Genomic DNA, 25,631 nt, shown 5'->3' with positions numbered 1-25,631 from the left:
ATTATAATTAATTTGGGAAACTAATCCTGGCTCTAAAGCCTTTTCCTTTTTCTGAATCAAAGATAAACGATCCTCCGATGGTTTTTATACGGTTTTCCGCATTTCGGAGTCCGTTACTATGTATTATTTCATTTTCTGACACTCCAATTCCGTTGTCAGCATATGTAATTCCTACGTTTTTCAGTGTTTTCTTAAATGTCACCGCAACCAGCCCTGCTTCACTATGTTTTTTCATATTGATCATTAATTCCTGTAAAGTACGGTGTACAATGATCTTTTTTTCGGGGTCTACAGCCTCCCAATTGACATCCTCGATGTCTTTTATGATAATTTTGGTCTCATTAGAACTATACCCACTCAACATATTGGTGAGCTCTGCAGCGTAGTTTTCTCCTGTCGTAAAACTATTATGCTCTCTAGAGATATCCCGGGTCGTATTATAGATCTCTTCTAATTTATCTAATACATCAGGACTATTTTGTTCATTTTGTATCTGCACCATTACATTATATACATCATTGGCCAGCTCATCATGTAATTTTTTAGAGATACGGGTTTCTGCATCATACACTTCTCGTATTTTTTCTCGTTTATACCGTTGTTGTAATAGATAAAACACAAAACCTCCTGATAATGCAAGAATAACTGTACCTAAAAGATACATAATTTTCTGAGAACGTTGTCTCGCCGTTTCAGATTCTTGTTGTGCTTTTTGCGCTTTTAATTTTAAATTCTCATTCGTTAGATTATCATTTTCATATTTGGTCACCGCATAAATCTCTCGGTTACTCTGATTTGCTTCTTCCAGTTCATTATGAATCCGACTATAAACCCTAGCTTCTTCATTAGTATTTCCTCTAAGTTTAAATATAAAATCTAGCGCTTCAAGAATTGGGGTCAAACCACGTCGTTTTTTAGCATTTTCGTAGTTAGATTCAGCATGATATAAAGCTTTTGTTTTATCCTTATCAAGATAATATTTTGTTAAATCATTATTACTGGCTACTAAACCTCCAATATCGTTAATTTCCTTTCGTATTGTTAACGCCTTAAGAAGTAACTTTTCAGAATTTGGGTTTTCTTTATTTTCAAGCCATTGAACATATCCCAAATTATTAAGTACTCTAGCATATTCTATTTTATTATTGAGCACTATACTATCAGATGCTAATTCTTTTAATAATACTATTGCTTGTTGATAATTACCCTGATTAGCTAATATAAGTGCTTTTGTATTTTTAAAAATTAAAATATACATTACCCCTATTTTTTTAACAGACAAACTATCTTTCCCAAGAGATAATGCTAGATCATTATATCGAAATGCTTCTTCATAATTTTTTTGTTCTCTATTAGCAACAGAAATAATATGATATAACCCCGCCAAATTTCTTAAATCAGAAGTATTCTCCAAATAAGTCACTCCATCTATCGCCGTGGTCTTACTTCCTGAATAATCTCCTAATGAAACTTGAATATTAGCCATTTGGAGTAAACTTTTCCCTGACTTCATGCTATCATTAACAATTCTGGATATTCTAAAAGCTTCATTATAATATTTAAAAGCTTCGGTTAATTGATTATTATTTTTATGGTAGAACCCTAATTTAGTAAAGCCTTTTACTAAATATACAGTGTCCTTATTTTGTCTTGCAAAATCACATAATTGATGAGAGTATACAATGGCGCTATCATACTGTTTCGTTTTACCTAGCAACCATGTTTTTGTCATCAAACCATTATATATAAGAGAATCCTGATTAGATAATCCTGCTCCTTTTAAAAACAACGTAATATTGTATAATCTTTCTTTTATGGATAATGAATCTGCTTTGCTTAAGGTATAATATTGAGTAATGCTATCTACTTGTTTTTTGGATAATGAAGTTTGCGCTAGTGGTTGACCAAAAGCAAATGTGATGATATACATTGTAAACACCCAAAATTTTGTAAGTAAAGGGAAATCGACACGCCAAAGTTTCATCCCTCTAAAATACTAAAATAAATCCGGTGTTTATGTTATTCTAATACCATAGACACCGGATTTAACAATATTTATATTTTAGATGATTTACTTAGTTTCCACTTTCATCTTCGTCTGATACTTGTCCATCATGTCCATCTGTAGCAACTAGCTCAGCAGAGATATCTTCATCATTGGCTACACTATCCGCAGTACAAGAGGTTAAATTAGCAGTTATAAAAAGTGCAATAAGTAGGTAAGTAATCGTTTTCATAATTTTTGGGTTTTATTTTCGATTTAAAAAAAGTGGTTGCCGTCCGGATCTTTATCCAGATATTTATTTTGGGTTGTCAACAACCGTTAATACTCGGGTATTTGTTAATTTTTTAACATAAAAAGAGCCTGCGCAGTGGTGTTTTTCCTCTTCTCATGTAAGTTTTTACCATAGAATTACGGGTTACCGTAAAAACTAAAGCCGTACATTTACTATGTTAGCAATATGAAACCGGAGTCATTTTGTTGATGTGAATTTATAAAGAACCCAAATCTGGATTCACATCCCATTCCAAGGATTCCAAAGATTCCTTGGAATACCAAAAGATTCCTTTAAAAACCTATTTATATCTATGAGAATGAAAACAAGTATGTCCTACAAGAATGAAATTCTTGACCAGTACAACAGGGAAAAAGGTGGAGACATGAGTAGTTATCTTTTAAAGCCTACTCGAAAACAAATTAAAGAAGCATGCATATGGCTGCTCGACAAAAGAAAAGGAAAGTATGACGAGCAGATCTTAAACCGCTTTTTTAAATTTAAAGATGGAGAGGATAAGCTTCAAACCATCGAAAACATGAAAGGTGACAAGTTTAAGCCCATTGTAAATTTTTTAATAGGAGAAACAAAGTCTACCACTCCTGCCAACATGGAGTTGATTAGCTGGCTTATTGATTTTGAACAAAGGCCACTATCGGTTTACCTACGACCTAATGCCAAAAGTTCGTCTAAAGATGAAATCAAATTACCTGAAGTAAGTAAACCAAAAATTAATCCTGTATACCGGGATAAAGAAATCGATCTGATTAATATCGTACCTGAAACCAAGGTGATCGAAAAAACAGATAAAAGTATTACCATTATTTCTCAAATTAATCCTACTTTAAAGATTACAACTATCGTGTCTTTATAATTTGAAAAATATGATAAAATCAAAAACGGGGCTGCATAAAAAATATCTTAAGGAATACACTGTTATATCAAAACGTATTGGAATACTCGACATAACAGCTAAGAACATTTTTTAGACAGCTTTTGCATTTGATCTTTTATTTTGTTCATTAAAAAACCTCCCAGAAATACTATTACGTTTAGTATAATCTTGGGAGGTTTTTTGAATATATAAATCTTTCTCAACTTATTTTTATACCACCCATTCATTGTTAATGTATAATTTAAAAAATATTAGAATTTCGTAGTACCTTTACCTATAGAAAAAATTACCAATGATCACTGTAGAGAAAGCCCTTCAATTAGCCCAAGACAATATTCAAAAAACAACTATAACTTCTGATATTCTCATATCAAAATCACTTGGATATGTCCTTGCAGAAGATATTCTTTCTCCGATTCATATGCCCCCATTTCGACAATCTGCAATGGACGGATATGCATTAGGCTCTATAGACGAAAAAACCTTTACGCTTATAGGTGAAGTTAAGGCTGGAGATGATACCGATCCAAAGTTAGAACAAGGAGAAGCGATTAGAATTTTTACAGGAGCTCCAGTACCTTCGCAAGCTCAAGCAGTGATTATGCAAGAAAAAGTAACTGTTCAAAATAATCAGGTTATACTAAACGAACATGTCGTTTCTAATGCGAATATTCGTCCTTTTGGCGAACAAATCAAAAAAGATGACATCGCACTAGCAAAAGGAACCTTAATGACGGCTGCGGCTATTGGATATTTAGCTAGTTTAGGAATTACTCATGTTCCTGTGTACCAAAAACCTTCGATCGCAATTATTGCAACAGGAAATGAATTAGTACCTCCCGGACAAGAACTAAAATACGGTCAAATCTATGAGAGTAATTCAATTATGTTATCCAGCGCACTCAACAAAGCTGGATTTACAGATATATCATATTATAAAATAGAAGATGAATATGATCTTACGCTTTCTATTTTAGAGACTGTTATTGACCAATATGATGTGGTATTGATTTCTGGCGGAATATCGGTAGGAGATTATGATTTTGTTGGCAAAGCATTACAAGCCCTGGATGTCGAAGAGATATTTTATAAAGTAAAGCAAAAACCAGGGAAACCACTTTACTTTGCTAAAAAACAAAACACAACTATCTTTGCATTGCCAGGTAATCCAGCCTCTTCTCTAAGTTGTTTTTATATTTATGTACTTCCTTCTTTATTGAAAATCGCAGGCTATGAAAACCATAACTTAACCCGAAGTACTGCTATTTCTGCTAGTCATTATCAAAAAAAAGGGCAACGAGCAGAATTTCTAAAGGCTCTAATAGATGGTAATAAAGTAACCATTCTAGATGGGCAAGCATCTTCTATGCTTAGATCGTTTGCACTAGCCAATGCAATGGTATACCTTCCTGAAGAAGTAACCGAAGTAAACATTGGAGATACTGTTACCATGATAAATCTGCCATAAAAACACACTCTTCACTAGAGAATTATAAAAAAACAGATCGAAAAATCATTATTTGCTAAAATTCTGATAAAGAAAAAACTATCCATAAAAATCGTTGTATCTTTGAAAACCAAACGCTAGTAAACATGGATTATGGATTACAAAATAAAGAGTAGGATTTGGATCGAATCAGAGAACGGTGTTTTTCTTGGTGAAGGAAGAGTAAAATTATTAAAAGCCATAGCCCAAACAGGTTCTTTAAGTAAAGCAGCAAGTAGTTTGGAAATGTCTTATAAGAAAGCCTGGAATTTATTGGATAGCATGAATAAGGCTACCAAGGAGTCTTTAGTTATTACTTCTACAGGAGGAAAAGGCGGTGGAGGTGCTTATTTAACTCCGTACGGAGAAAAGATGATTCAAACATTTGATACTATTAATCAAAAATGTTGGGAGTTTCTTGATCAACAATCAAAAGAAATAGCACTATAAATTAAAAAAAGGAGAACTTTTTCTAGAAGTTAGATTTATGTATTAGAGTATTGTATTGATGAATAAAGAAAAAGACATAACGGGAATTATTCTAGCGGGCGGAAAAAGCTCGAGAATGGGACGTGAAAAAGGCCTGATTCTTTTACAAAACAAACCTTTTATACAACATATTATCGATGCAGTACAACCATTAGTAACTGAGCTCATCATTGTAAGTAGTAACCCTGATTATGATACATTCAATATAAAAAGAATTGAAGATATCGTACCTGAATCAGGACCAATAGCAGGAATTCATGCAGGATTACTGCATTCAAAAACAAAGAATAATCTTGTTATAAGTTGTGATGTCCCATTAATTAATACTGGGGTTTTACAACAACTTTTAGAATATAGAACCGAGAACTATGATATTGTTCAGTTTGAAAGCAAAGGAAAAACAATTCCCTTAATTGCTTTATATAAAAAACAATGTGCAGAAAAATGTTTTGAATTATTAAAAAACGGAGAGCGACGTTTACGTAAACTGGTTTTAGCAATGCGTACAAAAACAATCACGGTTTCTGAAAAAGAAGAAGCATTGGTTATAAATTTAAATACTATTGAAGATTTAAAAACAATTACAGATGCAATTGACTATTAAATATTTTGGTATGCTGGCAGAGGCCACTTCGATTAATGAAGAAGAGGTCCAAACTGAAGTATGTTCGGTATCTCAATTAGTAGAGAAACTAAAACATCAACATCCCAAATTAAGCGATAAGAATTTTAAAATAGCTGTAGATCAAAAATTAGTAGATCAAAATTATATGATCGACTCTAAGGCAGAAATAGCTTTATTGCCTCCTTTTGCAGGAGGATGATAGAATAAAAACTATTAACATAATACAAATGAATTTCAACCCCAGATATCATAGACAAGTCATCTTACCAGAGATAGGCACTTCTGGTCAGGAAAAACTTAACGCTGCCAAAGTATTAGTTATTGGCGCTGGAGGTTTAGGCTGTCCGGTTCTACAATACCTTACTGCAGCAGGAATCGGCACCATAGGTATTATCGATTTCGATACGGTAGACATCTCTAATTTACATCGCCAGATTTTGTATGGAAATAGTTCTTTAGGAATGAATAAATCATTAGCTGCAAAACATCGTCTTGAAGATCTCAATCCAGATATTACCATCAACGCATATCCAGAAAAACTAACTACAAAAAATGCAGTTTCTCTTTTTTCTGAATATGATATTATTGTAGATGGCACTGATAATTTTTCTACTCGATATCTAGTAAATGATGCCTGTGTAATTGCTAAAAAGCCTCTGGTATACGGAGCTATTTTTAAGTTTGAAGGGCAAGTTTCTGTGTTTAATTATCAAGAGGGACCTACGTATCGCTGTTTATTTCCAGAACCTCCAAATGCAGGAAGTGTACCTTCTTGTTCAGAAATAGGTGTTTTAGGAGTACTACCCGGTATCATAGGAAGCATGCAAGCAAATGAAACATTAAAAATTATTCTACATTTAGGCAATATCCTTAACGGGATATTATTTACCTATGATTGTTTGACAGCACAATCTTCTTCTTTTAGTATTCCCAGAGTTGAGTCTGAAGTCTCTAAGGTAATTGCCAATGCTAAAAACTTTGAAACTACAGATTATGATGTATTCTGCGGAATATCAAAAATATCAGAGATAGACGCCAGGGATGCTTTTGAGATGAATAATATACTATTCATTGATGTACGCGAACCCCATGAACAACCAAAAATAGACAATTTAAACCCTGATTATGTTCCATTAGGTCAGCTTCAACAATACATCAATAAAATAGATAAAGAGCAAGAAATCATTGTATTTTGTCAATCAGGTATTCGAAGTAAAAAAGCAGTAGAAATTCTTCTGGAACACGATTTTAAAAATGTTTCTCATGTTAAAGGAGGAGCAATGGCACTTTATGAATTTCAAACCATAAAAGAAGTATAGAAATTAAATATATGGAAAAAAAGAAACCAAAAAATGTATTTGTTCAAGGAGCAATTTCATCTGAATTCATAGGCAATTCTATTGCCAAGCATCAGACCAAAACCAGTATTGGAGCGCACAATATCTTTTTGGGTCAAGTACGGGCAGACGAAATCGATGGAAATCGCATTGTCGCAATTGATTATACCGCATATGAAGATATGGCAAATCAAAAATTCCATGATATACGAGAAGCTACATTTGAAAAATTTGATCTCACTTGCATGCATATTTATCATAGTTTGGGAAAAGTAAATGCAGGAGAGATTTGTCTATTTGTTTTTGTCTCTTCTCCTCGAAGAAAAATTGTTTTTGAAGCTCTGGAATATGTCGTTGAAGCCATTAAAGCAGATGTCCCCGTTTTTGGAAAAGAACTATTTGAAGACCAAACACATCAATGGAAACAAAACAGTTAAAACTGTTTTGCAAACCTCAAAAAGTAAGTTTCAAACTTCAAAAAATACAAATGACAACATCAAAATATGATTTAGAAGATAGAGCTTTCAACTTTGCGGCGGATGTGAGACTTTTTTGCAAAAATTTGACTAAATCTCTAATTAATATGGATGACATTAAACAGGTAATTCGTTCTTCTGGTTCTGTTGGAGCAAATTATATTGAAGCCAACGAACCGTTGGGTGCAAAAGATTTTAAAATGCGTCTGAAAATCGCCAGAAAAGAAGCAAAAGAAAGCAGATATTGGTTAAAATTAATAAAAATCTCTTCAGAAATTGAAGAAGTAAACAAAATAGAAGAACTTATTCAGGAGGCGACCGAATTAAACAAAATTTTATCTAGTATTATTAATAAAGCTAAAGATTGAATTTTGGCTCTTGTTTTTTGAATTTTTTTATTTATACAATATGGTAGACATCACACATAAAACATCAACATTAAGAATTGCAACTGCTCAAGCTATTGTTAAGGTTAGTAAACCAGAAACTATAGAAGCTATAGAAAAAGGCACTGTACCCAAAGGAGATGTATTTGCTATGAGTAAAGCTGCCGGTTTACTGGGTGTAAAAAAAACACCCGAGTTACTTCCTGATTGCCATCCACTACCAATAGAATATACTGGTATCGAGTATACCATAAACGAACTGGAAATTACAGTTCTGGTTACTATAAAAACCATCTATAAAACAGGGGTTGAGGTCGAAGCCATGCATGGGGCAAGTGTTGTAGCCCTAAACATGTATGATATGCTAAAACCTATTGATAAAGGCGTAGAAATTCATCATATCAAACTCCTTGATAAAAAAGGAGGAAAATCTGATTATAAAGATAAGTTTAGGAGAGACCTTAAAGCAGCCGTAATTGTATGTTCAGATTCTATTTCTGAAGGAAAAAAAGAAGATAGAGCTGGTAAAGCTATTATAACCAAATTAGAGGCTTGTGAAGTGGATATCATGGATTATATTATCATTCCTGATGAAGCCGAAGTGATACAAGAAAAAGCAAAGTTATATCAGAAACAAGGAGCTGATCTTATCATTTATACCGGCGGTACGGGATTATCCCAACGTGATGTCACTCCAGAGGCTTTAAAACCGTTGTTAAATCGAACTATCCCAGGTATTGAAGAAGCTATTCGTAAATATGGACAAGATCGTATGCCTTATGCCATGCTTTCAAGAAGCGTAGCCGGAACTATTAAAAATACATTAGTACTGGCGCTTCCTGGATCTACCAAAGGAGCCAAAGAATCTATGGATTCTATTTTTCCTGAAGTATTACATGTATTTAGAATTTTAAAAGGAGCTAGACATGACTAAGTCAGACGCTGGACATCGCAAACCTGTAGCCACTGATATTCTTACCGATACCTTTGGTAGAAAACATGATTATTTACGTATTTCGCTTACAGAAAGATGTAATCTAAGATGCACCTATTGCATGCCTGCAGAAGGAATCCAGTTATCTCCCAAGGCGCACATCATGACCTATGAAGAAATCTACACTATCGCCAAAGAATTTGTAGATCTGGGAGTTACAAAAATTCGTTTAACAGGTGGAGAACCTTTGGTACGTAAAGATGCTGCTCTAATCATGGAAAAACTTTCTTCACTGCCCGTGCAACTTACTTTGACAACCAATGGCGTTATTGTAGATAAGTTTATTGATCACTTCAAAAAATGTGGGATTACAACACTTAATGTTAGTCTTGATTCTTTAGATGCTAATAAAAACTCAGAAATCACTCGCAGATCTTATTTTGAAAAAGTATATCAAAATATTATTCTTCTAGTTAAGGAAGGATTTAATGTGAAGGTAAATTGTGTTTTGATGAAAGGCTTTAATGATAATGAAGTTATCGATTTTATCAATCTTAGTAAAGATTTACCCATACAAATTCGTTTTATAGAATTTATGCCTTTTGATGGTAATAAGTGGAATATGGATAAGCTAGTTTCGTTACAGGAAATTCTTAATCAAGTGCATTCAAATTTTGAAAAAGATGACATTATAAAATGTAAAGATGCGCCAAATGACACTACAAAAAGTTATCAAATAAAAGGATATCAAGGTACTTTTGCTGTTATAAGCTCTGTAACCAATCCTTTTTGTGATGGTTGTAACAGAATACGACTCACTGCCAATGGTCAAATAAAAAATTGCCTGTTTTCTTCTAAAGAATCAGATCTACTAACACCATTAAGAGAAGGAAAACCTATCTCTCCTATTGTTCAAAAAGCAATACAAGCTAAATTAAAAGTCCGTAACGGAATGGATACCTTAGATAAGTTTAACAAACCCGATTCTCATAATAACCGAAGTATGATTGCAATTGGAGGATAGCACAACGTTATTCTTTCTAATTCCCTAAATATCAACATTAATATTACTATTTTCTATATCCTTCTGTAAGTATCCCTTTACATTATACGACAATATAAAAAAGGGAAAACATGAAAAAAAGTATAAGTATATTCGTTTTTGTAGTAGGAATGGTTTTTTATGGGAACGCTCAAGATTTAAATAATGTACCAACTCAACACATCAATCAGTTAACTGATGGATGGCATAAATTCACCTCTCAAGGAGCTGCTTTTGATGTAGAAGTTGCATTTGGAAAATTAGTTAAAGGTAATATTCTATGGTTTGACTCTACTAAATATTCTGGTAGTTTTTATAACAATAAGATTTCAGGAAAAGGCACATACACCTGGTCTAACGGCGATTACTATGAAGGAAGTTTTAAGAATAATCAACGCCATGGGAAAGGAACTATGCATTGGTCAAATGGTTCAAAATATAGTGGTAAGTGGAAGAAAAATCAAAAAAATGGAAAAGGAAAATTATACGACAATAACGGAGCAGTAGTAAAGGAAGGTGTGTGGGAGCAAGATCTTTATGTCGATACCAGCGAATAATAATACATTCATTTTACCATACAGACCGAGTTGACGTTTCCCTTGAAATCGTATTCTTTTACAGGGTTATCAGGGTCTTCCATCCATTTGCCATCAACAATAAATTTATAATGATGTTTGCCTCCAGACAGCATCAGAGTATCTGCCCAACCATTCTTGGTTCTAGTCATTTTATATTCTCCTTCTGACCAATTATTAAATGAACCCGCAATAATAACTTGTTGAGCATCCAGGAAACCATTAAGAATAAATTTTGCAGGTGCTTTTATGTCTATTAAGGAGTTGTATCCACTAAATTCGTTAATCGTTTTTCTAGGATTATCGGGATCTTCTATCCAATCTCCATCAACAATAAATTTATATTGATACTCTCCAGGTCTTATTTTTAATGTTAAAGTCCAGCAGTCCTCGTTCTTAGTCATCCTAAATAGATCTTCATTCCATTTATTAAAACTACCACTTAAAATTACTTTTCTTGCAGTATCATATCCATTAAGTGTGAATGTTATATTTCCATTTTTATCAGGGTATGCAGTATAAAATTTTAGATTATAAGATCGCAACCTATATCCATTTTTATAAGCTCTAACCGCATTACCATCTCTTTTTGAAGGCTCTGCCCAATAGGCATTGTTGATTACAAATTTAAATTCCCAAGAAAACTCATCAGTAAAATCACTTAATTTTTTTCTGAGTTCATATTTATTTTCATCAACTTTGGTCATCTTCCATTTATGCTTTGACCAATTGTTAAATTTTCCTGAGACCACAACATTTTGTATATCCAAATCTTCAAAATCAAGTATACTTCCATGATGATCAGTGGTTGCTTTTTCATAATCTCTTTTATCAAAAGAAAATATCAATTCTTCTCCTTCTATGCGATATCCTTTAAAGGGTTCGGTCTGAGCATAGGAATACTTGCTTACAAGTGCAAGGATTAAAAAAATGCTATATAGTATATTCCTTTTCAATTTCGTACTAATGGATACTTTACAAAGTACAGTTTTTCTTTTTGATAATTAATAATAGTTCTTTTTTGTTGAAAGAATTCATACCCTAAAACTCCATCCAGTTCGGTTCCAAAAGCTTCTTTCATTGCATTTAAATTAGTCAATATCGTATTCATTGGTCCAAAATAAACGGTTTCGCTTAGTTTTACGCGAAATAATTTCCCTGCCATCACTTCAATCTTATGATCACTGGCTCCTAATAAAACTAATCGCTTCTTTGGATAAAAATTCTTAAGTGCTTTTCTTCCAATTTTTTTATTGATTTGGTTAAATTCTGCAGCAGTATCCAATCCAAATTTAACATTTTGATCACCAATATAACCATTTAACACAATAGTATGTTTTCTTAATTTAAAATCAATACTATCCACAATTTTCTCGGCATATACATGTTGATCCAATTTAGTTCCAAATTCATCAACCTTTGTTAGCGTAATTTGATTTAGATGCATATCTACAAATACTTCATAATCTTTTAGAATACTAAATCCTATAATTCCTAACAGGTTCATTTTTTTAGTTTTCTCAATATGAGATAAATCAACAATATCAGATGTTTTATTTTTTAAATTAAAATTTTGAAGAATAAATTCTTTTACATTTTGCTCGAACGTATCGTCCATCACTGAAATAACTCCAGAGGTTTGCTTTTTTCTTGAAAGATGTTGATACTGAACAGGAAAATGAACTTCGTTAAGCATCAGGGTTTCTGAACCAGTATCAATAATAAAATTTCCTTTTTTTTGAAGTAATTCTGCTTCTACAATAATAAGTCGATCAATAAGTTTAAAAGGGATTCTAGCTGTATATTCATTTAGAATCTCAGCTTTTGGGAAGGTAATTTTATTCTTCCCCAGAAAAAACTCAGGCACATTCTCTCCGGCAAAAACACCAGTGATACTAATCAAATAGAATATAGTACCTAATAGAATCTTTCTCATATATATAAGACCAATAGTGATGACATTCGTTACACCTTTTCTCTATTTAAAACCAAGTTTAATATAAAATTAAGAACGTATGCTTTAGGTTCTATTATGACCAATATCATAGTTACTCTATGGTGTCTCATCTATTTTTATACTGATAAATGATATACTTATGAAAAATATACTGCTTCCTACCGATTTTTCTGAAAATGCAAAAAATGCAATTTATTATGCTATGGAACTCTTTAAAAATGAACTCTGTACATTTTATATTCTCAACGTGCAAAAAGCGTCCAATTATACCACTGATGATCTTATGGTTGCCCCAGCTAATACCTCAGTTCATCAATCTGTGATTAGCGATGTAAAAAATAAACTTAATCTCATGGTAGAGCAATTAAAGGAGCAATATCCTCATGAGAACTATATCTTTCACACCATTACCGATTATGATATTTTTATTGATGCTATAAAACAGGCAATTAAAACTAAAGAGATAGATATTATTGTCATGGGAACCAATGGTGCTACAGGCGCTTCAGAAGTTGTTTTTGGAAGCAATACTCTTAATGTAATTCGCAAAATAGATTGTCCTTTAATTGCAATTCCGCAAGGATATACTTTTAAAAAACCTAAAACTATACTATATGCTATAGATGAAAGTGACCACTTTAAAACTGAAGGTATAGAACCATTGATGGATATGGTATTAAAATATAAATCTTCCATACGAATCCTTAAGATTAAAGAAGATGAAACAGTTACAGTTGCTGATTTTGATGATAAAAAACACATGAAGGAATATTTTAAAGACCTTAATCATACGTTTCATTCTATTATCAATGTCCCAACCGCTTTGGCTATTACAAGTTTTGTGCAGATTATGAATGTAGACATGACAGCGATGTTTATTCAAAAAGAAACTTTTTTAGAACGTTTTTTTAAGGGTTCAGAAACTTCTAAAATAAGCTATGGAACCCGAGTTCCTTTGATGGTTATGCATCATTGATATATTCTCTTATCTGCTATTTATGTTCTTTTATTATACTTGTTTATTTTTTTTAAATATTTTAGAGGAAATAGTCAAATTCGCATAATAGATGTTATTATACTTTATCATCTCGCTCTATATCCTAATCGGAATTTTTATCATTGTTAGGTTACTTCTTAACGGGATGCGTCCTACCAAAACATTGGCTTGGTTACTTGCAATCTTTACTATTCCTGTCGGAGGAATGTTCTTATACCTGATGTTAGGTCGAAATCGAAGAAAAAACAAGTTATTCGAACTTAGGCATACTCCAAAAATAACTTCATACATCAAAAAAGCTTTAGATCAATATTCTCCAATAACTGAAGAAGAATACGAAGAACATCACAAGATGATTTCTTTAATTACTAAAAATTCCTATTTTTCTCCATGTACAGGAAATGACTTAAAGCTTCTTAAAAATGGAAGAGCTACTTTTCAGGCAATATTCAATGCATTAGAAAAAGCTGAGCATTTTATCCACCTGGAGTATTATATTTTTGAAGAAGGTGAATTGACCAATGGTCTTTTTGAACTTTTTAGAAAAAAAATAAAAAACGGAGTAAAAGTTCGTATTCTTTATGATGGGATAGGAAGTAGATCTCTGAGCAAAAAATATATTAATAAGCTTAAGCATATAGGAGTAGAAATTCATAAATTCTTGCCTATCCGCTTTGGTAAATTTTTATCCTCGATAAACTATAGGAATCATCGTAAAATCATAGTTATTGATGATGAAATTGCCTTTACAGGAGGGATAAATGTATCTGACAAATATGTTAATGGAGATCCTGATCTTGGAGCCTGGTACGATATGCATTTACAATTAAAAGGACCTATCGTACATAATCTCCAGGCCATATTTGCTATGGACTGGTATTTGGTGAGTGGGGATGATGAAATATTAGATATTTCATATTTCCATCCTCATAAAAAAACAGACGGCTCTACTGCTCAAATCGTACATAGTGGACCAGATTCTGATTTTTCTGCCACACAACAGATGTATTTTTCTATAATCAATGAGGCCAAAGAATATGTTTATATCACCAACCCTTATATCATTCCTGGAGAATCTATTTTGGATGCATTAAAAGTAGCTTCTCTAAGCGGGGTTGATGTAAGATTATTACTTTCAGACAAATCTGATAATATAATTGTTAAGTGGTGTATCAGATCTTATTTTGAAAGATTATTACAAGCTGGAGTAAAGATTTATTTATTCCCAAAAGGTTTTTTACATAGTAAAACTGTTGTTGCCGATAATACGATATCATCTGTGGGTACAACCAATCTGGATGTTCGAAGTTTTGAACAAAATTATGAAGTTAACGCAGTAATCTACGATGATTCCTTTGCAGTAGCTCTCAAAAATGATTTTTTAAATGATTGTAGTAAAAGTATTCGACTTAACTATGATACCTTTGTATTAAGACCTTGGCATGAAAAACTTAAAGAAGGAGTTGCTAAGATCTTTAGTCCTATTTTATAATTGTATATAATTTCTATAATGAAAACATCTAAGAATATAGGATTGGTACTATCTGGCGGAGGGTTTAAGGGTGTTGCCCATATTGGTGCAATTCAGGCAATACAAGAAGCCGGAATCAAACCTAATTACATCTCAGGAACCAGTGCTGGAGCAATAGTAGGCTCGTTATATGCCGGAGGATATTCTCCTCAGGAAATCAGAAATTTCTTTCAAAAAACATCCATATTTAATTTTAACAGGTTCACCCGTAAAAAAGCAGGGTTCTTAGATTCTGAAAAATTTCATGATGACCTTGAGAATTTTTTCCCTGAGAATTCTTTTGAAGTTTTACCTAAAAAACTTTTTGTTACCGCCACAAATTTAATAGAAGGAACAGTAGAAGTATTTGATAAAGGAGAATTAATCAAACCTATATTAGCCTCTGCCGCTTTCCCCGGAGTTTTTACTCCTATAATGATCCAAGATCAACTTTATGCCGATGGTGGTATTCTTGATAATTTCCCGGTATCACCACTTATGAAACATTGTGATATGATTATTGGTGTAGATGTATCTCCTATTAAAAAACCCAAGATTTCAGATTTTAAACACTCCTATAATGTAATGCAACGTGCCTACTACCTTAGGGCAATGCCAAATGCCGAAATCAAATTTAAACACTGTGATATTATAATTCAACCAAAGCAATTAGTCAATCACGGAATCTTTAACAGCAGCAGTATGGATAAAGTATATGCTCTGGGATATGAAGAAGCTCAATTACAATTAGAATTATTTCTAAAGAACAGAAAAAATGATTCAGGAAATTAAAAATAATTATGGTCATCTTTTTGAAGAAGAGCTTCTACAGGAAATCAACAATGTAGCTACTTTTAAAGAAGTACCAGAAGGGTTTGAGCTTATTCGACCGGGAAGCTATATAACCGCTATGCCTTTAATTCTTAATGGAGCTATTAAAATTCTTAGAGGAGATACTGATGGCGATGAGTTATTATTGTACTTCTTAGAACGTGGAGACACATGTGCTATGACCTTATCTTGTTGTTTAGGACATCATAAAAGCGAAATTAAAGCTGTTGCTGAGACCAATGCCACATTGGTTATGATTCCAGTAGAAAAAATGGAAGAATGGACTGCAAAATACAAATCCTGGAGAGCTTTTGTATTTGAAAGTTATCATAAAAGATTGATAGAAGCCATTGAGACTATTGATAGTATTGCTTTCCTTAAAATGGATGATAGACTACTTAAATATCTTAAAGACAAAACAAAAATCAACCAAACCAATATCATTAATAATACTCATCAGCAAATTGCATATGATTTACATACATCAAGAGTTGTAATTTCAAGATTACTTAAAAAGCTTGAGCAAAACGGTATCGTAAAACTGAATAGAAATACGATTGAAATAGTACACTTCTGAACCTATGTAACAATTGTTACCGTATTGCAATAATAATTCCCTTATTTTTGACCAATAAATAATAAAGAACTAGTTTTTCCTTATAAAATTGAGGAAAGCTCAAAATAGAACACATGAAAATAGAACAAATATATACAGGATGTCTTGCACAAGGAGCTTATTACATCGAAAGTAATGGTGAAGTAGCTATTATAGATCCTTTAAGAGAAGTACAACCTTATATAGAAAAAGCTCAGGAAGATAATGCAAAAATTAAATACATCTTCGAGACACATTTTCATGCTGATTTTGTAAGTGGTCATGTTACTTTGGCAAAAGAGACTGGTGCAAAAATTATATACGGTCCTAACGCAAATACTTCTTTTGAAGCCATTATTGCTAAAGATGGACAAGAGTATAAACTTGGAGATATCACTATTATAGCACTACATACTCCTGGGCATACTATGGAGAGTACCACATATCTTCTTAGAGATATAAACGGGAAAGATCATGCTATTTTTAGCGGAGACACATTATTTCTTGGTGATGTTGGACGTCCTGATCTTGCGCAAAAAGCAGCTCATTTAACACAAGAAGAATTAGCAGAGACCCTTTATGATAGTTTAAGAACTAAAATTATGCCTCTAGCTGATGATGTCATCGTTTATCCTGCTCATGGTGCTGGTTCTGCATGTGGTAAAAACATGATGAAAGAGACTGTGGATACTCTTGGTAATCAAAAGAAAATGAATTATGCACTGCGATCCGATATGACCAAAGAGGAATTTGTAAAAGAAGTTACAGATGGATTGTTGCCTCCTCCTTTATATTTTCCGCTAAATGTGAAAATGAACAAAGAAGGGTATACTGATATCGGAGACGTTCTAGAACGAGGAACAAAACCGTTATCCCCAAAAGAGTTTGAAAATTTAGCTAATGAAACCGGAGCTATTGTTCTTGATGTAAGACATCAAAACGAATATGTAAAAGGGCATATACCCAGGTCTATATTTATAGGAATAGATGGTGGATTTGCTCCATGGGTTGGTGCTTTAATAGCCGATGTACAACAACCTATTTTATTGGTAACACCAGAAGGTAGAGTAGAAGAAACAATTACTCGATTATCAAGAGTAGGTTTTGATCATACTCTTGGGTATCTAGAAGGTGGTTTTGAAGCTTGGAAAGCATCTGGAGCCACATACGATACCATAACATCTATTTCTGCTTCTGAATTTAAAAACAGAATGGAAAATCAGGAACTTCCTGTCTTTGATGTACGTAAAGAAAGTGAATTTGTCGCAGAACATATAGATAATGCGCATAATTCTCCTTTAGATTTTATCAACGATTATTTAGCTGATTTCCCAGAAAACCAACCCTTTTATGTACATTGTGCAGGAGGATATCGTTCTGTAATTGCTGCATCAATAATAAAAAGTAGAGGTATACACAATTTAATTGATGTTGCAGGAGGATTTAAAGATATCAAAGAAGTTGGTATAAAAACTACAGAGTATGTGTGTCCTTCGACTTTGAAATAAATTAAAAATTCATGCAATGTAACATTTGTTACTGATAACTCCCCTGAGTTTTAATTTCTTTACCTCAAAATATTGCTTATGAATTGGATTTATCAACCTTGGCCTTGGTATTTATCAGGACCATTAATTGCATTAGTATTGTTCCTATTACTAATGGTTGGAAAAGGATTTGGGATGTCCTCCAATCTAAGAACCATGTGTACCCTATGTGGTGCAGGAAAAACAACTGATTTTTTTAAGTTTGATTGGAAAACTCAACGATGGAATCTTTTGGTCGCGTTGGGAACAATCATTGGAGGGTTTATTGCTGCCAATTTTTTATCTAATGATACAGCTGTATTAATGAATCCTGAAGTCATAACTGATCTTCAATCTAAAGGATTCATAGATGCTGGCAATGCTTACATGCCAGATTTTCTATTTTCTAACGAAATACTAACTGATCCAAAAGGAATTTTACTGCTTATAATTGGTGGTATATTAGTAGGTTTTGGAGCCAGGTATGCAGGAGGGTGCACCTCTGGACATGCTATCTCGGGGTTAAGCAATTTACAACTGCCCTCACTAATTGCGGTCATTGGCTTTTTTATTGGTGGATTGGTTATGATACATATTATTTTTCCTTTAATATTTTAAACATATGCGTTCAATTATATATTTATGTATCGGTATTTTCTTCGGAATTGTTTTATTCAAATCCGAAGCTGCTTCCTGGTTTAGAATTTATGAAATGTTTCAATTTGGATCTTTTCATATGTATGGCATCATTGGTTCTGCAGTTGGTTTAGGTATAGTAGTCACCCAATTTATAAAAAGATATAAGGTCAAATCCTTTTATGGAGATAACATTACTATCTTACCAAAAGACAAAAGTTTTAAGAGATACATGTATGGCGGAATCATTTTTGGGTTAGGTTGGGCTCTAGCCGGTGCATGTCCTGGTCCTATGTTTGTGCTTTTAGGAGCTGGTTATTTACCAATTTTCATTGTAATTATATCAGCCATTTTAGGTACTTTTTTATATGGAGTGTTAAAAGCAAAACTACCCCACTAACTCCAATGTCAGTTCATTTTTACCAGGTTCATTGCGCTCCCAACAATTGATATTATAAAAAGTGGTTTCTGCAATATTAGTCAATGCTTCTTTTGTAAGAAATGCTTGATGAGGAGTAAGTAATACATTGGGATGATCAATAAGACGTTTTAATAAGGGATCATCCAGTTTATCCTTAGAATGATCATAGAAAAAAACACCTCTTTCACGCTCATAAACATCTGCTCCATACCCCCCAATCCTTTTTGAGTCTAGTGCCTCCAATATATCTTGAGTGTACACCACTGCACCTCTTGCAACATTAACAAGCAACACCTCTCTTTTCATATGATTAATATAATTTACATCAATAAGATAGTGTGTCTCGGTAGTAAGCGGCATACTTAAAAATATAACGTCAGATTGCTTGCATAGGTCTTCTAACTCCACATATGTTACTTGGTATTTTTCCTTTAATTCTTGATTTTCATAAATATCATTGGCAATGATCTTACAATTAAACCCATACATTATTTTAGCAATTACCGCTCCTATTCTACCTGTTCCTACAATACCAATTGTTTTTTTATTAAGATCAAATCCCACCAAGTTACTTACCGAGAAATTATAGTTTTTTACTTGATGATTAGCCTGTATCAATTTACGATTAAGACTTAACAATAATGCAACCGCATGTTCTGCTATTGCCTCTGGAGAATATCCAGCAGCATTAGCAACCTTTATTCCTAATTTCTTAGCCACGATAAGGTTTACATTATCAAATCCTGTAGAGCGCAGTGCAACATGTTTAACTCCGAAATCTTTTAATCTTTCTAATACTCTAGAGGATCCATTATCATCAGAAGAAATTGCTATGGTATCAAAACCAATAGCCAACCTAGCTGTTTCACAAGAAAGCTGCTCTGGTATATATTTTATTTGATGTGCCTCATTGTTTGCTTTTTCCAGAAAGGGAATTTCAAAATCTTTAGCACTATATATCAATACCTTCATCTGTCATTTCTTCAATAATTAATAATTGTTGCCCTTTTAACGCCCATACCAGTACTTTAACATAATCGCTTACGGCTTTCTTAATATTTTCTGGCTCTGTAATATCTATTGATCCCTTCCAAATTAATTCTCTTTCTTTATCTGGGCAAATACAGTACAGGGATGATTCTGCATGAAAAATTTGATATGCAGAATAATAATCTTCATCATAATAAATATCTTGATTTTCATAATAATCGTCTCTAAAACTATCAAATGTCTTATCAAGATTTCTATATGCTTTTACCACCGTGACTTTATCTTCAACTCCAAGTACTTTGGAAAGTAAAATAGCGTCAAAACCTTTTTCAATAAGCTGAGACTCAAGGCTCATCACTTCTGTTTCGGTCTTGGGAGAATTGGTGAAAGATTTTTCAAAATAATCTAAACTCTTTACTGCTTTAACCCCGTTTTTTTTCAGTTCTCCTGCAAGTTTCTTCTCGAATACTTTTCTTGCATTTTCATCTGGAGTAATACCTATTACCAGCACCTTTTGCGCTTCAAACGTATCGATATCAGGATTTTTCCAGTTTTCAACCAGTTCACTTGATGTACAAGCACTAAATAATCCGGTAATTATTAAAAGAGAAAGATACAGTTTGTTCATGTTTTCTAAATTGGTTTTTACTTTATAAGTTTATCTAATCGTTCTGTTACAATACTTGTATACTCAGGTGTTTTTTCTAGAATAGATTCTCCCGATATAACATCTACTTCTTCGAGAGCAATATTGCTACTCCCTACTGTAGATAGGATGATAAGTTTATCTAATTGATCCGGGTGTTCTTCTATAAATTTTTTAATATTAAGCGGTGGGCTGCCATACTCCCAAGAATTAATGATCACTATGGCGTCCCATTTATCAATATTTACAGTAAAAAAAGTATATGCATCGATTACTTTAAAATGAATATCATCTTTTTTATAATGTTTTAAAATCCCTTGTACTAGTGAATCTTTAAATCTACTACCTTGTGATGCTATCAAAACTTTAGTTTGTAGACTAGACTGATTAACTTTTAAAGGAATCACAGTATCCATACTATACTTATATTCATACCATATCCAATATCCAGCAAAAAGAATAAAAATCAGGATGAGTATTTTTATAACAACTCTCATCAAAAATTAACTTAATAATCGTTTTTGTTTCCCTAGTTTCATTATCATTTTAATCAGGTCAAAAATCTTTCTTTTCAATACTTTGTAATCATTAAGGTAGATATTTACTATTATGGTCAATTCTCTATGATCTTCTTTATATTGCTTTTCTTTTTTGGGTTGATCGATACCGTCCATCAGTATTGTTAATTCATTATGATGGTTGATTATTTTTTTTAGAAGCGGATCGATTTCTTTTCTTTTAGTAGATAATTCATTAACGATATCTCTACTTTTTTCAAAAGTTTTTTCAGAGATTAATTCTATAGTATGGTTTTTAATAAGTTCGTCTAGAAAATGTTGTTCATCCTTAATAAACTTAAGTTCTAAAACCCATTGAATAGAAGTTTCATGCAACTCTTCGGGACTTCGCCATTCTATATATTTTACATTTGGTTGTTTTGGTTTCATGATATCTTATTTTTTTAAGGAATATTAAAAAACAGAGGATAATGCCCCTATTATCCTCTGTTTTTGTTATTGAGGTTAATCGATCTCAATTACCTTTTTTGGTTGTTCTTTTGCCTCTTCTCTCTTTATGAGATTAAGAGTAAGAATTCCATTTTTGTATGTGGCTTTTACATCTTCATTTTGGTTTACACTGGCAGGTAATTGCAGTTTTCTGTCAAATTCATTATAACTAAATTCTCTGCGTGTATATCCTTCCTCTTCTTCTACCTCTTCTTTTCTTTTTTTTGCACAAATGTGTAGCATTTCATCTTCCATAGTTATTTCAATATCTTTTTTTGAAAAACCAGGAACCGCGAGTTCAATTTCAAAATCATCCTTGTTCTCTTTTACATTCATTGCAGGAAGCTTTCTATCTCTTACAAAAAAATCATCTGCAAAAAAATCTTCGGTATCTAACCAATTGGATACTCGATCATTTACCCAAGGAAATCTGTTTTTGTTAAATTTAATTAATGACATAACGTTAAGGTTTAATAGAGTTATTATATCCAAAGTTAAGTTGACAACAATCAAATTAAAATGATAATTATCAGTTTATTAGTTTTTAACTTTACTTTTTATTCTTTCTTAAAATGCCACCAGCATAGCTAAAAACTTCTGATTTTAATTTTCTAAAGTTTTTGTAAAAATCTCGTAATTTATCTCTTAATGATTCATGATTCTTATTGTAAAAATGATCGCAGGAAATCGTATCGCACTCCATCATACCACCCAATTGATTTTCATGCTTTTTTATTTGATCATTAAACTCTTCTAATATCAATTCTATCTTTTCTATTTCTAGTCTAAATTCATGTAATCGTTCAAAAAGATTTGGCGTGGTGGGTTCGAACACATAAGAATTTAGTAATTGATTAATAAAAAGTATTTCATCTTTGATAAAACAAAGGCTTGACTTCCATTCTAAAACATCAAAATGTATATTCTTAAGTTCTTTTTCTAAAATTGTATTTGGTTCTGTTGTCATTTTTCTTGGTTTTTAAAGTCAAAAAAAGGTAACCAAATTTAGGCGTTTAGAAAATGATAATTATCAGATTTAATAACTTCCTCTCCTAATGACTATTTATAGTTTCCCGGCTGTTTAAAAGTGATCCCTGTCAGTATAAAGTTCCTCCCTGCAGTATTTTATCCTTTCCCCAAAGTTCTTTTTGTTTCCCCGGGACATCGAGATAGCTTCCCGGGAGGTTTTTTGGTTTTTCTGGAGGGTTAAGCCCCCTTTCTCCGGATGCTGGGAATTATATTTTATATAGCGGCACAATACCTTATGCTTCTGGGAGAAGAAAAAAATCAATAACCTCGAAGCAAACTTAGGGAATTAGCCCTTCGATGAGGAATTAAACCATGATTTCTATAATCTCATGTAACTTAGGAATATGAGGTTTCCAACGATAAGTATCTTGTATTTTTACCCGTAATGCATTTGCTGCAGAAGCTTCTCCATGTATCAGAAAAACTTTTTCGGGAATGTTCCTGATCTCCCGCATCCATTCTAATAATTCTTGCTGATCTGCATGAGCAGATAGGCTTTCTATTTGATGTATTTTTGCATTTACCTGATAATATTTTCCAAATAACTTAACCTCATGAGTTCCTTCTTGCAATAATCTTCCTCGAGTACCTTCTGCTTGATAACCAACTAACAAAATTGAAGTATTAATTCGATCTATCAGTTGCTGCAGATAAGTAAGTACTCTTCCTCCTGTAACCATACCACTACCCGCAATAACAATTTTGGGGTGGGAGTTATCAATAATCTCCCATGTTTCTCTATATGAGGTCACAATGGTACTATGATGGCAAGCTGCATAATACTCATTTATAGGAACTTTATGCCAGTCGGGAAAACGTTCAAAAACAGAAAGTACATTATTCCCCATGGGACTATCTACATAAACTGGTACATTAGGGATTCTGTTTCTTTGATATAATTTCCATAATATGTACATCAGTGTTTGTAAACGTTCTACTGCAAATGATGGAATAATTAACGTTCCTCTGTTATACAAAGTCTCATTAATCAAAGTAATCAGTTTTTCTTCTATGTCATCATTGGGATGACGCTTATTACCATATGTACTTTCTATAAAAAGAAAGTCTGCCCAATCGGGTTTTTCTGGAGCTCGAAGCAACACATCATTATTTCTTCCTATATCACCAGAAAACACAAAGATTTTACCATGAATATCTAATTCTATAAAAGTTGATCCAATAATATGACCATTATACCGAAACCTATATTTTATATCTGTTGATAGTGGAATCCATATATCTTTTTCAACGCTTTTAAAGCGTTGTATTGTTTTTTCTGCATCCTTCTGTGTATAAAAAGGTAATGCTGGATGATGTTTTGAGTATTTTTCTTCATTTGCTTTTTCTGCTTCTTCCTCATGTATCTTTGCGCTGTCTTTTATTATAATTTCTGAAATTGCCAAAGTTGGTGCAGTAGCAATAATATCCCCGGTAAAACCTTGTTTTATTAACCGAGGGAGGTAACCTGTATGATCCAAATGCCCATGGGTAAGAAGCACAACATCAATACCACAGGCGGCAATAGGTAAATTTTTCCAGTTTAATTCACGTAATTCTTTTACCCCCTGAAACATTCCACAATCAATCAAAATATTATACTGAGGTGTTTCAATATAAAACTTGGATCCAGTAACGGTACCTGCAGCACCCAAAAAATGAATTCGAACTAGTGGCATAGAAGTTTTTTTTACTCATTACATAACATTTCAATCTCATTAAGAATCTTCTTTTTTCGCTGCTCAGAAATACCCAAATGATCTAAATAGAAAACATCACCTGTTAATTGTTTACACAACACCACATCTCTGCTTAATAGAAATTGTTTTTCTCGATTAGTTAATAATGTAGAAACCGTTATAGGGTATAATCGTAAACGATCTATTCTATCTTTAAGACTGTTTTTTTCTGGATAATCCCAACTTAGCAAGTACAACCCCATACATTCTCCATATTGAATTGCATCTTTTGTAAATCGTGTATTAGTTACCACCCAACCTTCTTTAAGAGTTGTTTTATTTTTATTTAGTGTTTTGATATCTTGAAATCGAGATTGTATGTATAGCGGAACTTTTACATTACAATTACGTCCTTCCTCACCATGAAATTTGCACTCTATTAGCAGATAATCATCATTCTTATTGGCTACTATATCTACTTCATGAGATACACAATTACCCTGAATAATTTGTCCAACCCTCACCTGATAGCCAGAATATTTCAATATTGCTGCAACAAAACGTTCAAAAGGAAAACCTGTTGGCCCTAATTCATAAATTGCTTTCTTGAGTTTATATTTTGAAGCAAAAACAGATTTCTTCTTTTTAAGTAAAGCAAAAGCCCGATTATAAATTTCTTTAGTAGAAATTCCTTGATATAATTCATCTCGAACAACTTCTAGAATATATGCTATCGCTTTATCATCGGCTCCACTTCGTTGCAAAGATTTACGAAGCTTATGCAGTGAAAACTTAACCTTTTCACCAGTAGATTTTAAAATATCAAAATCCTGGTTTTGCATTAAATGTTTATGAATTATGGTTAAAAAGCACTCTTAAACTTATTAAAATAATCTCTTACCAAAGCTTTGGTTTGGTTGTCGGTCATACTATCTGCAATAAGGACATCTTTTACTTTTTTGGCAACATCTTTATAATTATCATTTAATTCTTTATTAAATCTATCTCTGGCCTCTGCTGGTCCAAAAATGACAATCCTGTCTGCATTCTGTATTAACGGAACTATCGTTTTAACATATGCTCTAAATTGGTGTTTTTCTCGCTCTAAATATTTACTATCCTGTACTACATCCTGAGGTCCTCCTTTAAGTCGTGTTCCCGAACCACCATGTATACGATAATTCTCAATTTCTGACGGAATGGTTGTCATATCTTCACTTTCTTCTTTTACAGAAATGATATGAGCTTTTTCTTTATCTATCCAGATTCCTAAATTTTTCATTTGTTCT

At 32.7% G+C, this 25,631-nt stretch carries 31 protein-coding genes; 18 read left to right on the top strand and 13 right to left on the bottom strand.

Going from position 1 to position 25,631, the window contains the following annotated elements; genetic code table 11:
* Positions 1-7: 7 nt before the first annotated feature.
* Together PQF96_RS08575 and PQF96_RS08570 are read right to left on the bottom strand one after the other, a co-directional pair.
* Positions 8-1,984, bottom strand: coding sequence for a tetratricopeptide repeat-containing sensor histidine kinase (locus PQF96_RS08575; protein ID WP_271765746.1), 1,977 nt, complete (start codon positions 1,982-1,984; stop codon positions 8-10).
* A gap of 91 nt (positions 1,985-2,075) precedes the next feature.
* Complete coding sequence (locus tag PQF96_RS08570; RefSeq protein ID WP_271765745.1) at positions 2,076-2,237, bottom strand: hypothetical protein; 162 nt, start codon at positions 2,235-2,237, stop codon at positions 2,076-2,078.
* A 358-nt stretch (positions 2,238-2,595) separates the two neighbouring features.
* On the opposite strand from PQF96_RS08570, the gene PQF96_RS08565 reads away from it, so the two are divergent.
* The 11 genes from PQF96_RS08565 to PQF96_RS08515 all read left to right on the top strand — a co-directional run bounded on the left by PQF96_RS08565 (position 2,596) and on the right by PQF96_RS08515 (position 10,503).
* Positions 2,596-3,150: a hypothetical protein gene (locus PQF96_RS08565; protein ID WP_271765744.1), complete on the top strand. Its 555-nt coding sequence runs from the start codon at positions 2,596-2,598 to the stop codon at positions 3,148-3,150.
* A gap of 313 nt (positions 3,151-3,463) precedes the next feature.
* Positions 3,464-4,639 carry a molybdopterin molybdotransferase MoeA gene (locus PQF96_RS08560; protein ID WP_271765743.1) on the top strand — a complete coding sequence of 392 codons (1,176 nt, stop codon included), beginning with the start codon at positions 3,464-3,466 and terminating at the stop codon, positions 4,637-4,639.
* Positions 4,640-4,771: 132 nt separating this feature from the next.
* Positions 4,772-5,107 carry a winged helix-turn-helix domain-containing protein gene (locus tag PQF96_RS08555; RefSeq protein WP_271765742.1) on the top strand — a complete coding sequence of 112 codons (336 nt, stop codon included), beginning with the start codon at positions 4,772-4,774 and terminating at the stop codon, positions 5,105-5,107.
* A gap of 58 nt (positions 5,108-5,165) precedes the next feature.
* Positions 5,166-5,750 (top strand): molybdenum cofactor guanylyltransferase, encoded by a 585-nt coding sequence (gene mobA, locus PQF96_RS08550; protein WP_143916794.1) that lies wholly within the window; start codon positions 5,166-5,168, stop codon positions 5,748-5,750.
* Complete coding sequence (locus tag PQF96_RS08545; protein ID WP_109434277.1) at positions 5,734-5,970, top strand: MoaD/ThiS family protein; 237 nt, start codon at positions 5,734-5,736, stop codon at positions 5,968-5,970. The genes mobA and PQF96_RS08545 overlap by 17 nt, the downstream gene beginning before the upstream one ends.
* A 28-nt stretch (positions 5,971-5,998) precedes the next feature.
* Entirely contained in the window at positions 5,999-7,090 is a 1,092-nt protein-coding gene (gene moeB / locus PQF96_RS08540) for a HesA/MoeB/ThiF family protein (protein ID WP_271765741.1), read from the top strand.
* Between the two features lie 11 nt (positions 7,091-7,101).
* Positions 7,102-7,545, top strand: a complete 444-nt coding sequence (locus tag PQF96_RS08535; RefSeq protein WP_109434278.1) for a molybdenum cofactor biosynthesis protein MoaE — start codon at positions 7,102-7,104, stop codon at positions 7,543-7,545.
* Positions 7,527-7,952: a four helix bundle protein gene (locus PQF96_RS08530; RefSeq protein WP_244299614.1), complete on the top strand. Its 426-nt coding sequence runs from the start codon at positions 7,527-7,529 to the stop codon at positions 7,950-7,952. The genes PQF96_RS08535 and PQF96_RS08530 overlap by 19 nt, the downstream gene beginning before the upstream one ends.
* A gap of 40 nt (positions 7,953-7,992) precedes the next feature.
* Positions 7,993-8,904 (top strand): bifunctional molybdenum cofactor biosynthesis protein MoaC/MoaB, encoded by a 912-nt coding sequence (gene moaCB, locus PQF96_RS08525; RefSeq protein ID WP_109434279.1) that lies wholly within the window; start codon positions 7,993-7,995, stop codon positions 8,902-8,904.
* On the top strand, positions 8,897-9,928 hold the full coding sequence (moaA, locus tag PQF96_RS08520; protein WP_271765740.1) for a GTP 3',8-cyclase MoaA: 1,032 nt from the start codon (positions 8,897-8,899) through the stop codon (positions 9,926-9,928). The genes moaCB and moaA overlap by 8 nt, the downstream gene beginning before the upstream one ends.
* 110 nt (positions 9,929-10,038) lie before the next feature.
* Positions 10,039-10,503, top strand: coding sequence for an MORN repeat-containing protein (locus PQF96_RS08515; RefSeq protein ID WP_109434281.1), 465 nt, complete (start codon positions 10,039-10,041; stop codon positions 10,501-10,503).
* A gap of 8 nt (positions 10,504-10,511) precedes the next feature.
* On the opposite strand, the gene PQF96_RS08510 is transcribed toward PQF96_RS08515, so the two are convergent.
* Entirely contained in the window at positions 10,512-11,477 is a 966-nt protein-coding gene (locus tag PQF96_RS08510) for a glycogen-binding domain-containing protein (protein WP_143916790.1), read from the bottom strand.
* Positions 11,474-12,457 carry a hypothetical protein gene (locus tag PQF96_RS08505; protein ID WP_271765739.1) on the bottom strand — a complete coding sequence of 328 codons (984 nt, stop codon included), beginning with the start codon at positions 12,455-12,457 and terminating at the stop codon, positions 11,474-11,476. The genes PQF96_RS08510 and PQF96_RS08505 overlap by 4 nt, the downstream gene beginning before the upstream one ends.
* 160 nt (positions 12,458-12,617) lie before the next feature.
* Between PQF96_RS08505 and PQF96_RS08500 the strand changes: the two genes are divergently transcribed.
* From PQF96_RS08500 to PQF96_RS08470, 7 genes are all read left to right on the top strand, one after another.
* The gene (locus PQF96_RS08500; protein ID WP_271765738.1) at positions 12,618-13,454 is read left to right on the top strand and encodes a universal stress protein; all 837 of its coding nucleotides are present in this window, start codon (positions 12,618-12,620) and stop codon (positions 13,452-13,454) included.
* Between the two features lie 91 nt (positions 13,455-13,545).
* Positions 13,546-14,967, top strand: coding sequence for a cardiolipin synthase (cls, locus tag PQF96_RS08495; protein ID WP_109434285.1), 1,422 nt, complete (start codon positions 13,546-13,548; stop codon positions 14,965-14,967).
* 18 nt (positions 14,968-14,985) lie between these two features.
* Entirely contained in the window at positions 14,986-15,777 is a 792-nt protein-coding gene (locus tag PQF96_RS08490; protein WP_271765737.1) for a patatin-like phospholipase family protein, read from the top strand.
* Entirely contained in the window at positions 15,761-16,393 is a 633-nt protein-coding gene (locus PQF96_RS08485; RefSeq protein ID WP_271765736.1) for a Crp/Fnr family transcriptional regulator, read from the top strand. The genes PQF96_RS08490 and PQF96_RS08485 overlap by 17 nt, the downstream gene beginning before the upstream one ends.
* Before the next feature lie 113 nt (positions 16,394-16,506).
* Positions 16,507-17,919, top strand: a complete 1,413-nt coding sequence (locus PQF96_RS08480; protein WP_271765735.1) for an MBL fold metallo-hydrolase — start codon at positions 16,507-16,509, stop codon at positions 17,917-17,919.
* 78 nt (positions 17,920-17,997) lie between these two features.
* Positions 17,998-18,555 (top strand): YeeE/YedE family protein, encoded by a 558-nt coding sequence (locus tag PQF96_RS08475; RefSeq protein ID WP_271765734.1) that lies wholly within the window; start codon positions 17,998-18,000, stop codon positions 18,553-18,555.
* 4 nt (positions 18,556-18,559) lie between these two features.
* Positions 18,560-18,973, top strand: a complete 414-nt coding sequence (locus tag PQF96_RS08470) for a DUF6691 family protein (protein ID WP_109434290.1) — start codon at positions 18,560-18,562, stop codon at positions 18,971-18,973.
* Here PQF96_RS08470 and PQF96_RS08465 read toward each other — a convergent pair.
* From PQF96_RS08465 to PQF96_RS08425, 9 genes are all read right to left on the bottom strand, one after another.
* A complete protein-coding gene (locus tag PQF96_RS08465; RefSeq protein WP_271765733.1) occupies positions 18,962-19,966 on the bottom strand; it encodes a 2-hydroxyacid dehydrogenase in 1,005 nt (334 codons plus the stop codon). The genes PQF96_RS08470 and PQF96_RS08465 overlap by 12 nt on opposite strands.
* A complete protein-coding gene (locus PQF96_RS08460; RefSeq protein ID WP_109434292.1) occupies positions 19,947-20,612 on the bottom strand; it encodes a hypothetical protein in 666 nt (221 codons plus the stop codon). Before PQF96_RS08460 ends, PQF96_RS08465 begins: the two co-directional genes overlap by 20 nt.
* Positions 20,613-20,629: 17 nt before the next feature.
* Entirely contained in the window at positions 20,630-21,127 is a 498-nt protein-coding gene (locus tag PQF96_RS08455) for a hypothetical protein (RefSeq protein ID WP_271765732.1), read from the bottom strand.
* A 6-nt stretch (positions 21,128-21,133) separates the two neighbouring features.
* Positions 21,134-21,577 carry a hypothetical protein gene (locus PQF96_RS08450; RefSeq protein ID WP_109434294.1) on the bottom strand — a complete coding sequence of 148 codons (444 nt, stop codon included), beginning with the start codon at positions 21,575-21,577 and terminating at the stop codon, positions 21,134-21,136.
* A 75-nt stretch (positions 21,578-21,652) separates the two neighbouring features.
* Entirely contained in the window at positions 21,653-22,096 is a 444-nt protein-coding gene (locus tag PQF96_RS08445; protein ID WP_109434295.1) for an Hsp20/alpha crystallin family protein, read from the bottom strand.
* Between the two features lie 91 nt (positions 22,097-22,187).
* Complete coding sequence (locus tag PQF96_RS08440) at positions 22,188-22,604, bottom strand: hypothetical protein (protein ID WP_271765731.1); 417 nt, start codon at positions 22,602-22,604, stop codon at positions 22,188-22,190.
* A gap of 367 nt (positions 22,605-22,971) precedes the next feature.
* Entirely contained in the window at positions 22,972-24,342 is a 1,371-nt protein-coding gene (locus PQF96_RS08435; protein WP_271765730.1) for an MBL fold metallo-hydrolase RNA specificity domain-containing protein, read from the bottom strand.
* A gap of 11 nt (positions 24,343-24,353) precedes the next feature.
* Positions 24,354-25,184: a restriction endonuclease gene (locus tag PQF96_RS08430; RefSeq protein WP_271765729.1), complete on the bottom strand. Its 831-nt coding sequence runs from the start codon at positions 25,182-25,184 to the stop codon at positions 24,354-24,356.
* Positions 25,185-25,204: 20 nt separating this feature from the next.
* Positions 25,205-25,624, bottom strand: coding sequence for a pelota family protein (locus PQF96_RS08425; RefSeq protein WP_271765728.1), 420 nt, complete (start codon positions 25,622-25,624; stop codon positions 25,205-25,207).
* Between the last annotated feature and the right edge of the window lie 7 nt (positions 25,625-25,631).

It is taken from the genome of Aquimarina algiphila (genome assembly GCF_947494415.1).
GTDB lineage: Bacteria > Bacteroidota > Bacteroidia > Flavobacteriales > Flavobacteriaceae > Aquimarina > Aquimarina algiphila.
Note: the sequence above shows the minus strand (reverse complement) of the source record. Positions and strands in the feature narration are given on the sequence as shown.

What these genes read in the sequence shown, in the direction of transcription:
- PQF96_RS08575 (WP_271765746.1), bottom strand. Translation starts at nt 1,984, where the DNA reads ATGAAACTTTGGCGTGTCGATTTCCCTTTACTTACAAAATTTTGGGTG.
- PQF96_RS08570 (WP_271765745.1), bottom strand. Translation starts at nt 2,237, where the DNA reads ATGAAAACGATTACTTACCTACTTATTGCACTTTTTATAACTGCTAAT.
- PQF96_RS08565 (WP_271765744.1), top strand. Translation starts at nt 2,596, where the DNA reads ATGAAAACAAGTATGTCCTACAAGAATGAAATTCTTGACCAGTACAAC.
- PQF96_RS08560 (WP_271765743.1), top strand. Translation starts at nt 3,464, where the DNA reads ATGATCACTGTAGAGAAAGCCCTTCAATTAGCCCAAGACAATATTCAA.
- PQF96_RS08555 (WP_271765742.1), top strand. Translation starts at nt 4,772, where the DNA reads ATGGATTACAAAATAAAGAGTAGGATTTGGATCGAATCAGAGAACGGT.
- mobA (WP_143916794.1), top strand. Translation starts at nt 5,166, where the DNA reads ATGAATAAAGAAAAAGACATAACGGGAATTATTCTAGCGGGCGGAAAA.
- PQF96_RS08545 (WP_109434277.1), top strand. Translation starts at nt 5,734, where the DNA reads ATGCAATTGACTATTAAATATTTTGGTATGCTGGCAGAGGCCACTTCG.
- moeB (WP_271765741.1), top strand. Translation starts at nt 5,999, where the DNA reads ATGAATTTCAACCCCAGATATCATAGACAAGTCATCTTACCAGAGATA.
- PQF96_RS08535 (WP_109434278.1), top strand. Translation starts at nt 7,102, where the DNA reads ATGGAAAAAAAGAAACCAAAAAATGTATTTGTTCAAGGAGCAATTTCA.
- PQF96_RS08530 (WP_244299614.1), top strand. Translation starts at nt 7,527, where the DNA reads ATGGAAACAAAACAGTTAAAACTGTTTTGCAAACCTCAAAAAGTAAGT.
- moaCB (WP_109434279.1), top strand. Translation starts at nt 7,993, where the DNA reads ATGGTAGACATCACACATAAAACATCAACATTAAGAATTGCAACTGCT.
- moaA (WP_271765740.1), top strand. Translation starts at nt 8,897, where the DNA reads ATGACTAAGTCAGACGCTGGACATCGCAAACCTGTAGCCACTGATATT.
- PQF96_RS08515 (WP_109434281.1), top strand. Translation starts at nt 10,039, where the DNA reads ATGAAAAAAAGTATAAGTATATTCGTTTTTGTAGTAGGAATGGTTTTT.
- PQF96_RS08505 (WP_271765739.1), bottom strand. Translation starts at nt 12,457, where the DNA reads ATGAGAAAGATTCTATTAGGTACTATATTCTATTTGATTAGTATCACT.
- PQF96_RS08500 (WP_271765738.1), top strand. Translation starts at nt 12,618, where the DNA reads ATGAAAAATATACTGCTTCCTACCGATTTTTCTGAAAATGCAAAAAAT.
- cls (WP_109434285.1), top strand. Translation starts at nt 13,546, where the DNA reads ATGTTATTATACTTTATCATCTCGCTCTATATCCTAATCGGAATTTTT.
- PQF96_RS08490 (WP_271765737.1), top strand. Translation starts at nt 14,986, where the DNA reads ATGAAAACATCTAAGAATATAGGATTGGTACTATCTGGCGGAGGGTTT.
- PQF96_RS08485 (WP_271765736.1), top strand. Translation starts at nt 15,761, where the DNA reads ATGATTCAGGAAATTAAAAATAATTATGGTCATCTTTTTGAAGAAGAG.
- PQF96_RS08480 (WP_271765735.1), top strand. Translation starts at nt 16,507, where the DNA reads ATGAAAATAGAACAAATATATACAGGATGTCTTGCACAAGGAGCTTAT.
- PQF96_RS08475 (WP_271765734.1), top strand. Translation starts at nt 17,998, where the DNA reads ATGAATTGGATTTATCAACCTTGGCCTTGGTATTTATCAGGACCATTA.
- PQF96_RS08470 (WP_109434290.1), top strand. Translation starts at nt 18,560, where the DNA reads ATGCGTTCAATTATATATTTATGTATCGGTATTTTCTTCGGAATTGTT.
- PQF96_RS08465 (WP_271765733.1), bottom strand. Translation starts at nt 19,966, where the DNA reads ATGAAGGTATTGATATATAGTGCTAAAGATTTTGAAATTCCCTTTCTG.
- PQF96_RS08460 (WP_109434292.1), bottom strand. Translation starts at nt 20,612, where the DNA reads ATGAACAAACTGTATCTTTCTCTTTTAATAATTACCGGATTATTTAGT.
- PQF96_RS08455 (WP_271765732.1), bottom strand. Translation starts at nt 21,127, where the DNA reads ATGAGAGTTGTTATAAAAATACTCATCCTGATTTTTATTCTTTTTGCT.
- PQF96_RS08450 (WP_109434294.1), bottom strand. Translation starts at nt 21,577, where the DNA reads ATGAAACCAAAACAACCAAATGTAAAATATATAGAATGGCGAAGTCCC.
- PQF96_RS08445 (WP_109434295.1), bottom strand. Translation starts at nt 22,096, where the DNA reads ATGTCATTAATTAAATTTAACAAAAACAGATTTCCTTGGGTAAATGAT.
- PQF96_RS08440 (WP_271765731.1), bottom strand. Translation starts at nt 22,604, where the DNA reads ATGACAACAGAACCAAATACAATTTTAGAAAAAGAACTTAAGAATATA.
- PQF96_RS08435 (WP_271765730.1), bottom strand. Translation starts at nt 24,342, where the DNA reads ATGCCACTAGTTCGAATTCATTTTTTGGGTGCTGCAGGTACCGTTACT.
- PQF96_RS08430 (WP_271765729.1), bottom strand. Translation starts at nt 25,184, where the DNA reads ATGCAAAACCAGGATTTTGATATTTTAAAATCTACTGGTGAAAAGGTT.
- PQF96_RS08425 (WP_271765728.1), bottom strand. Translation starts at nt 25,624, where the DNA reads ATGAAAAATTTAGGAATCTGGATAGATAAAGAAAAAGCTCATATCATT.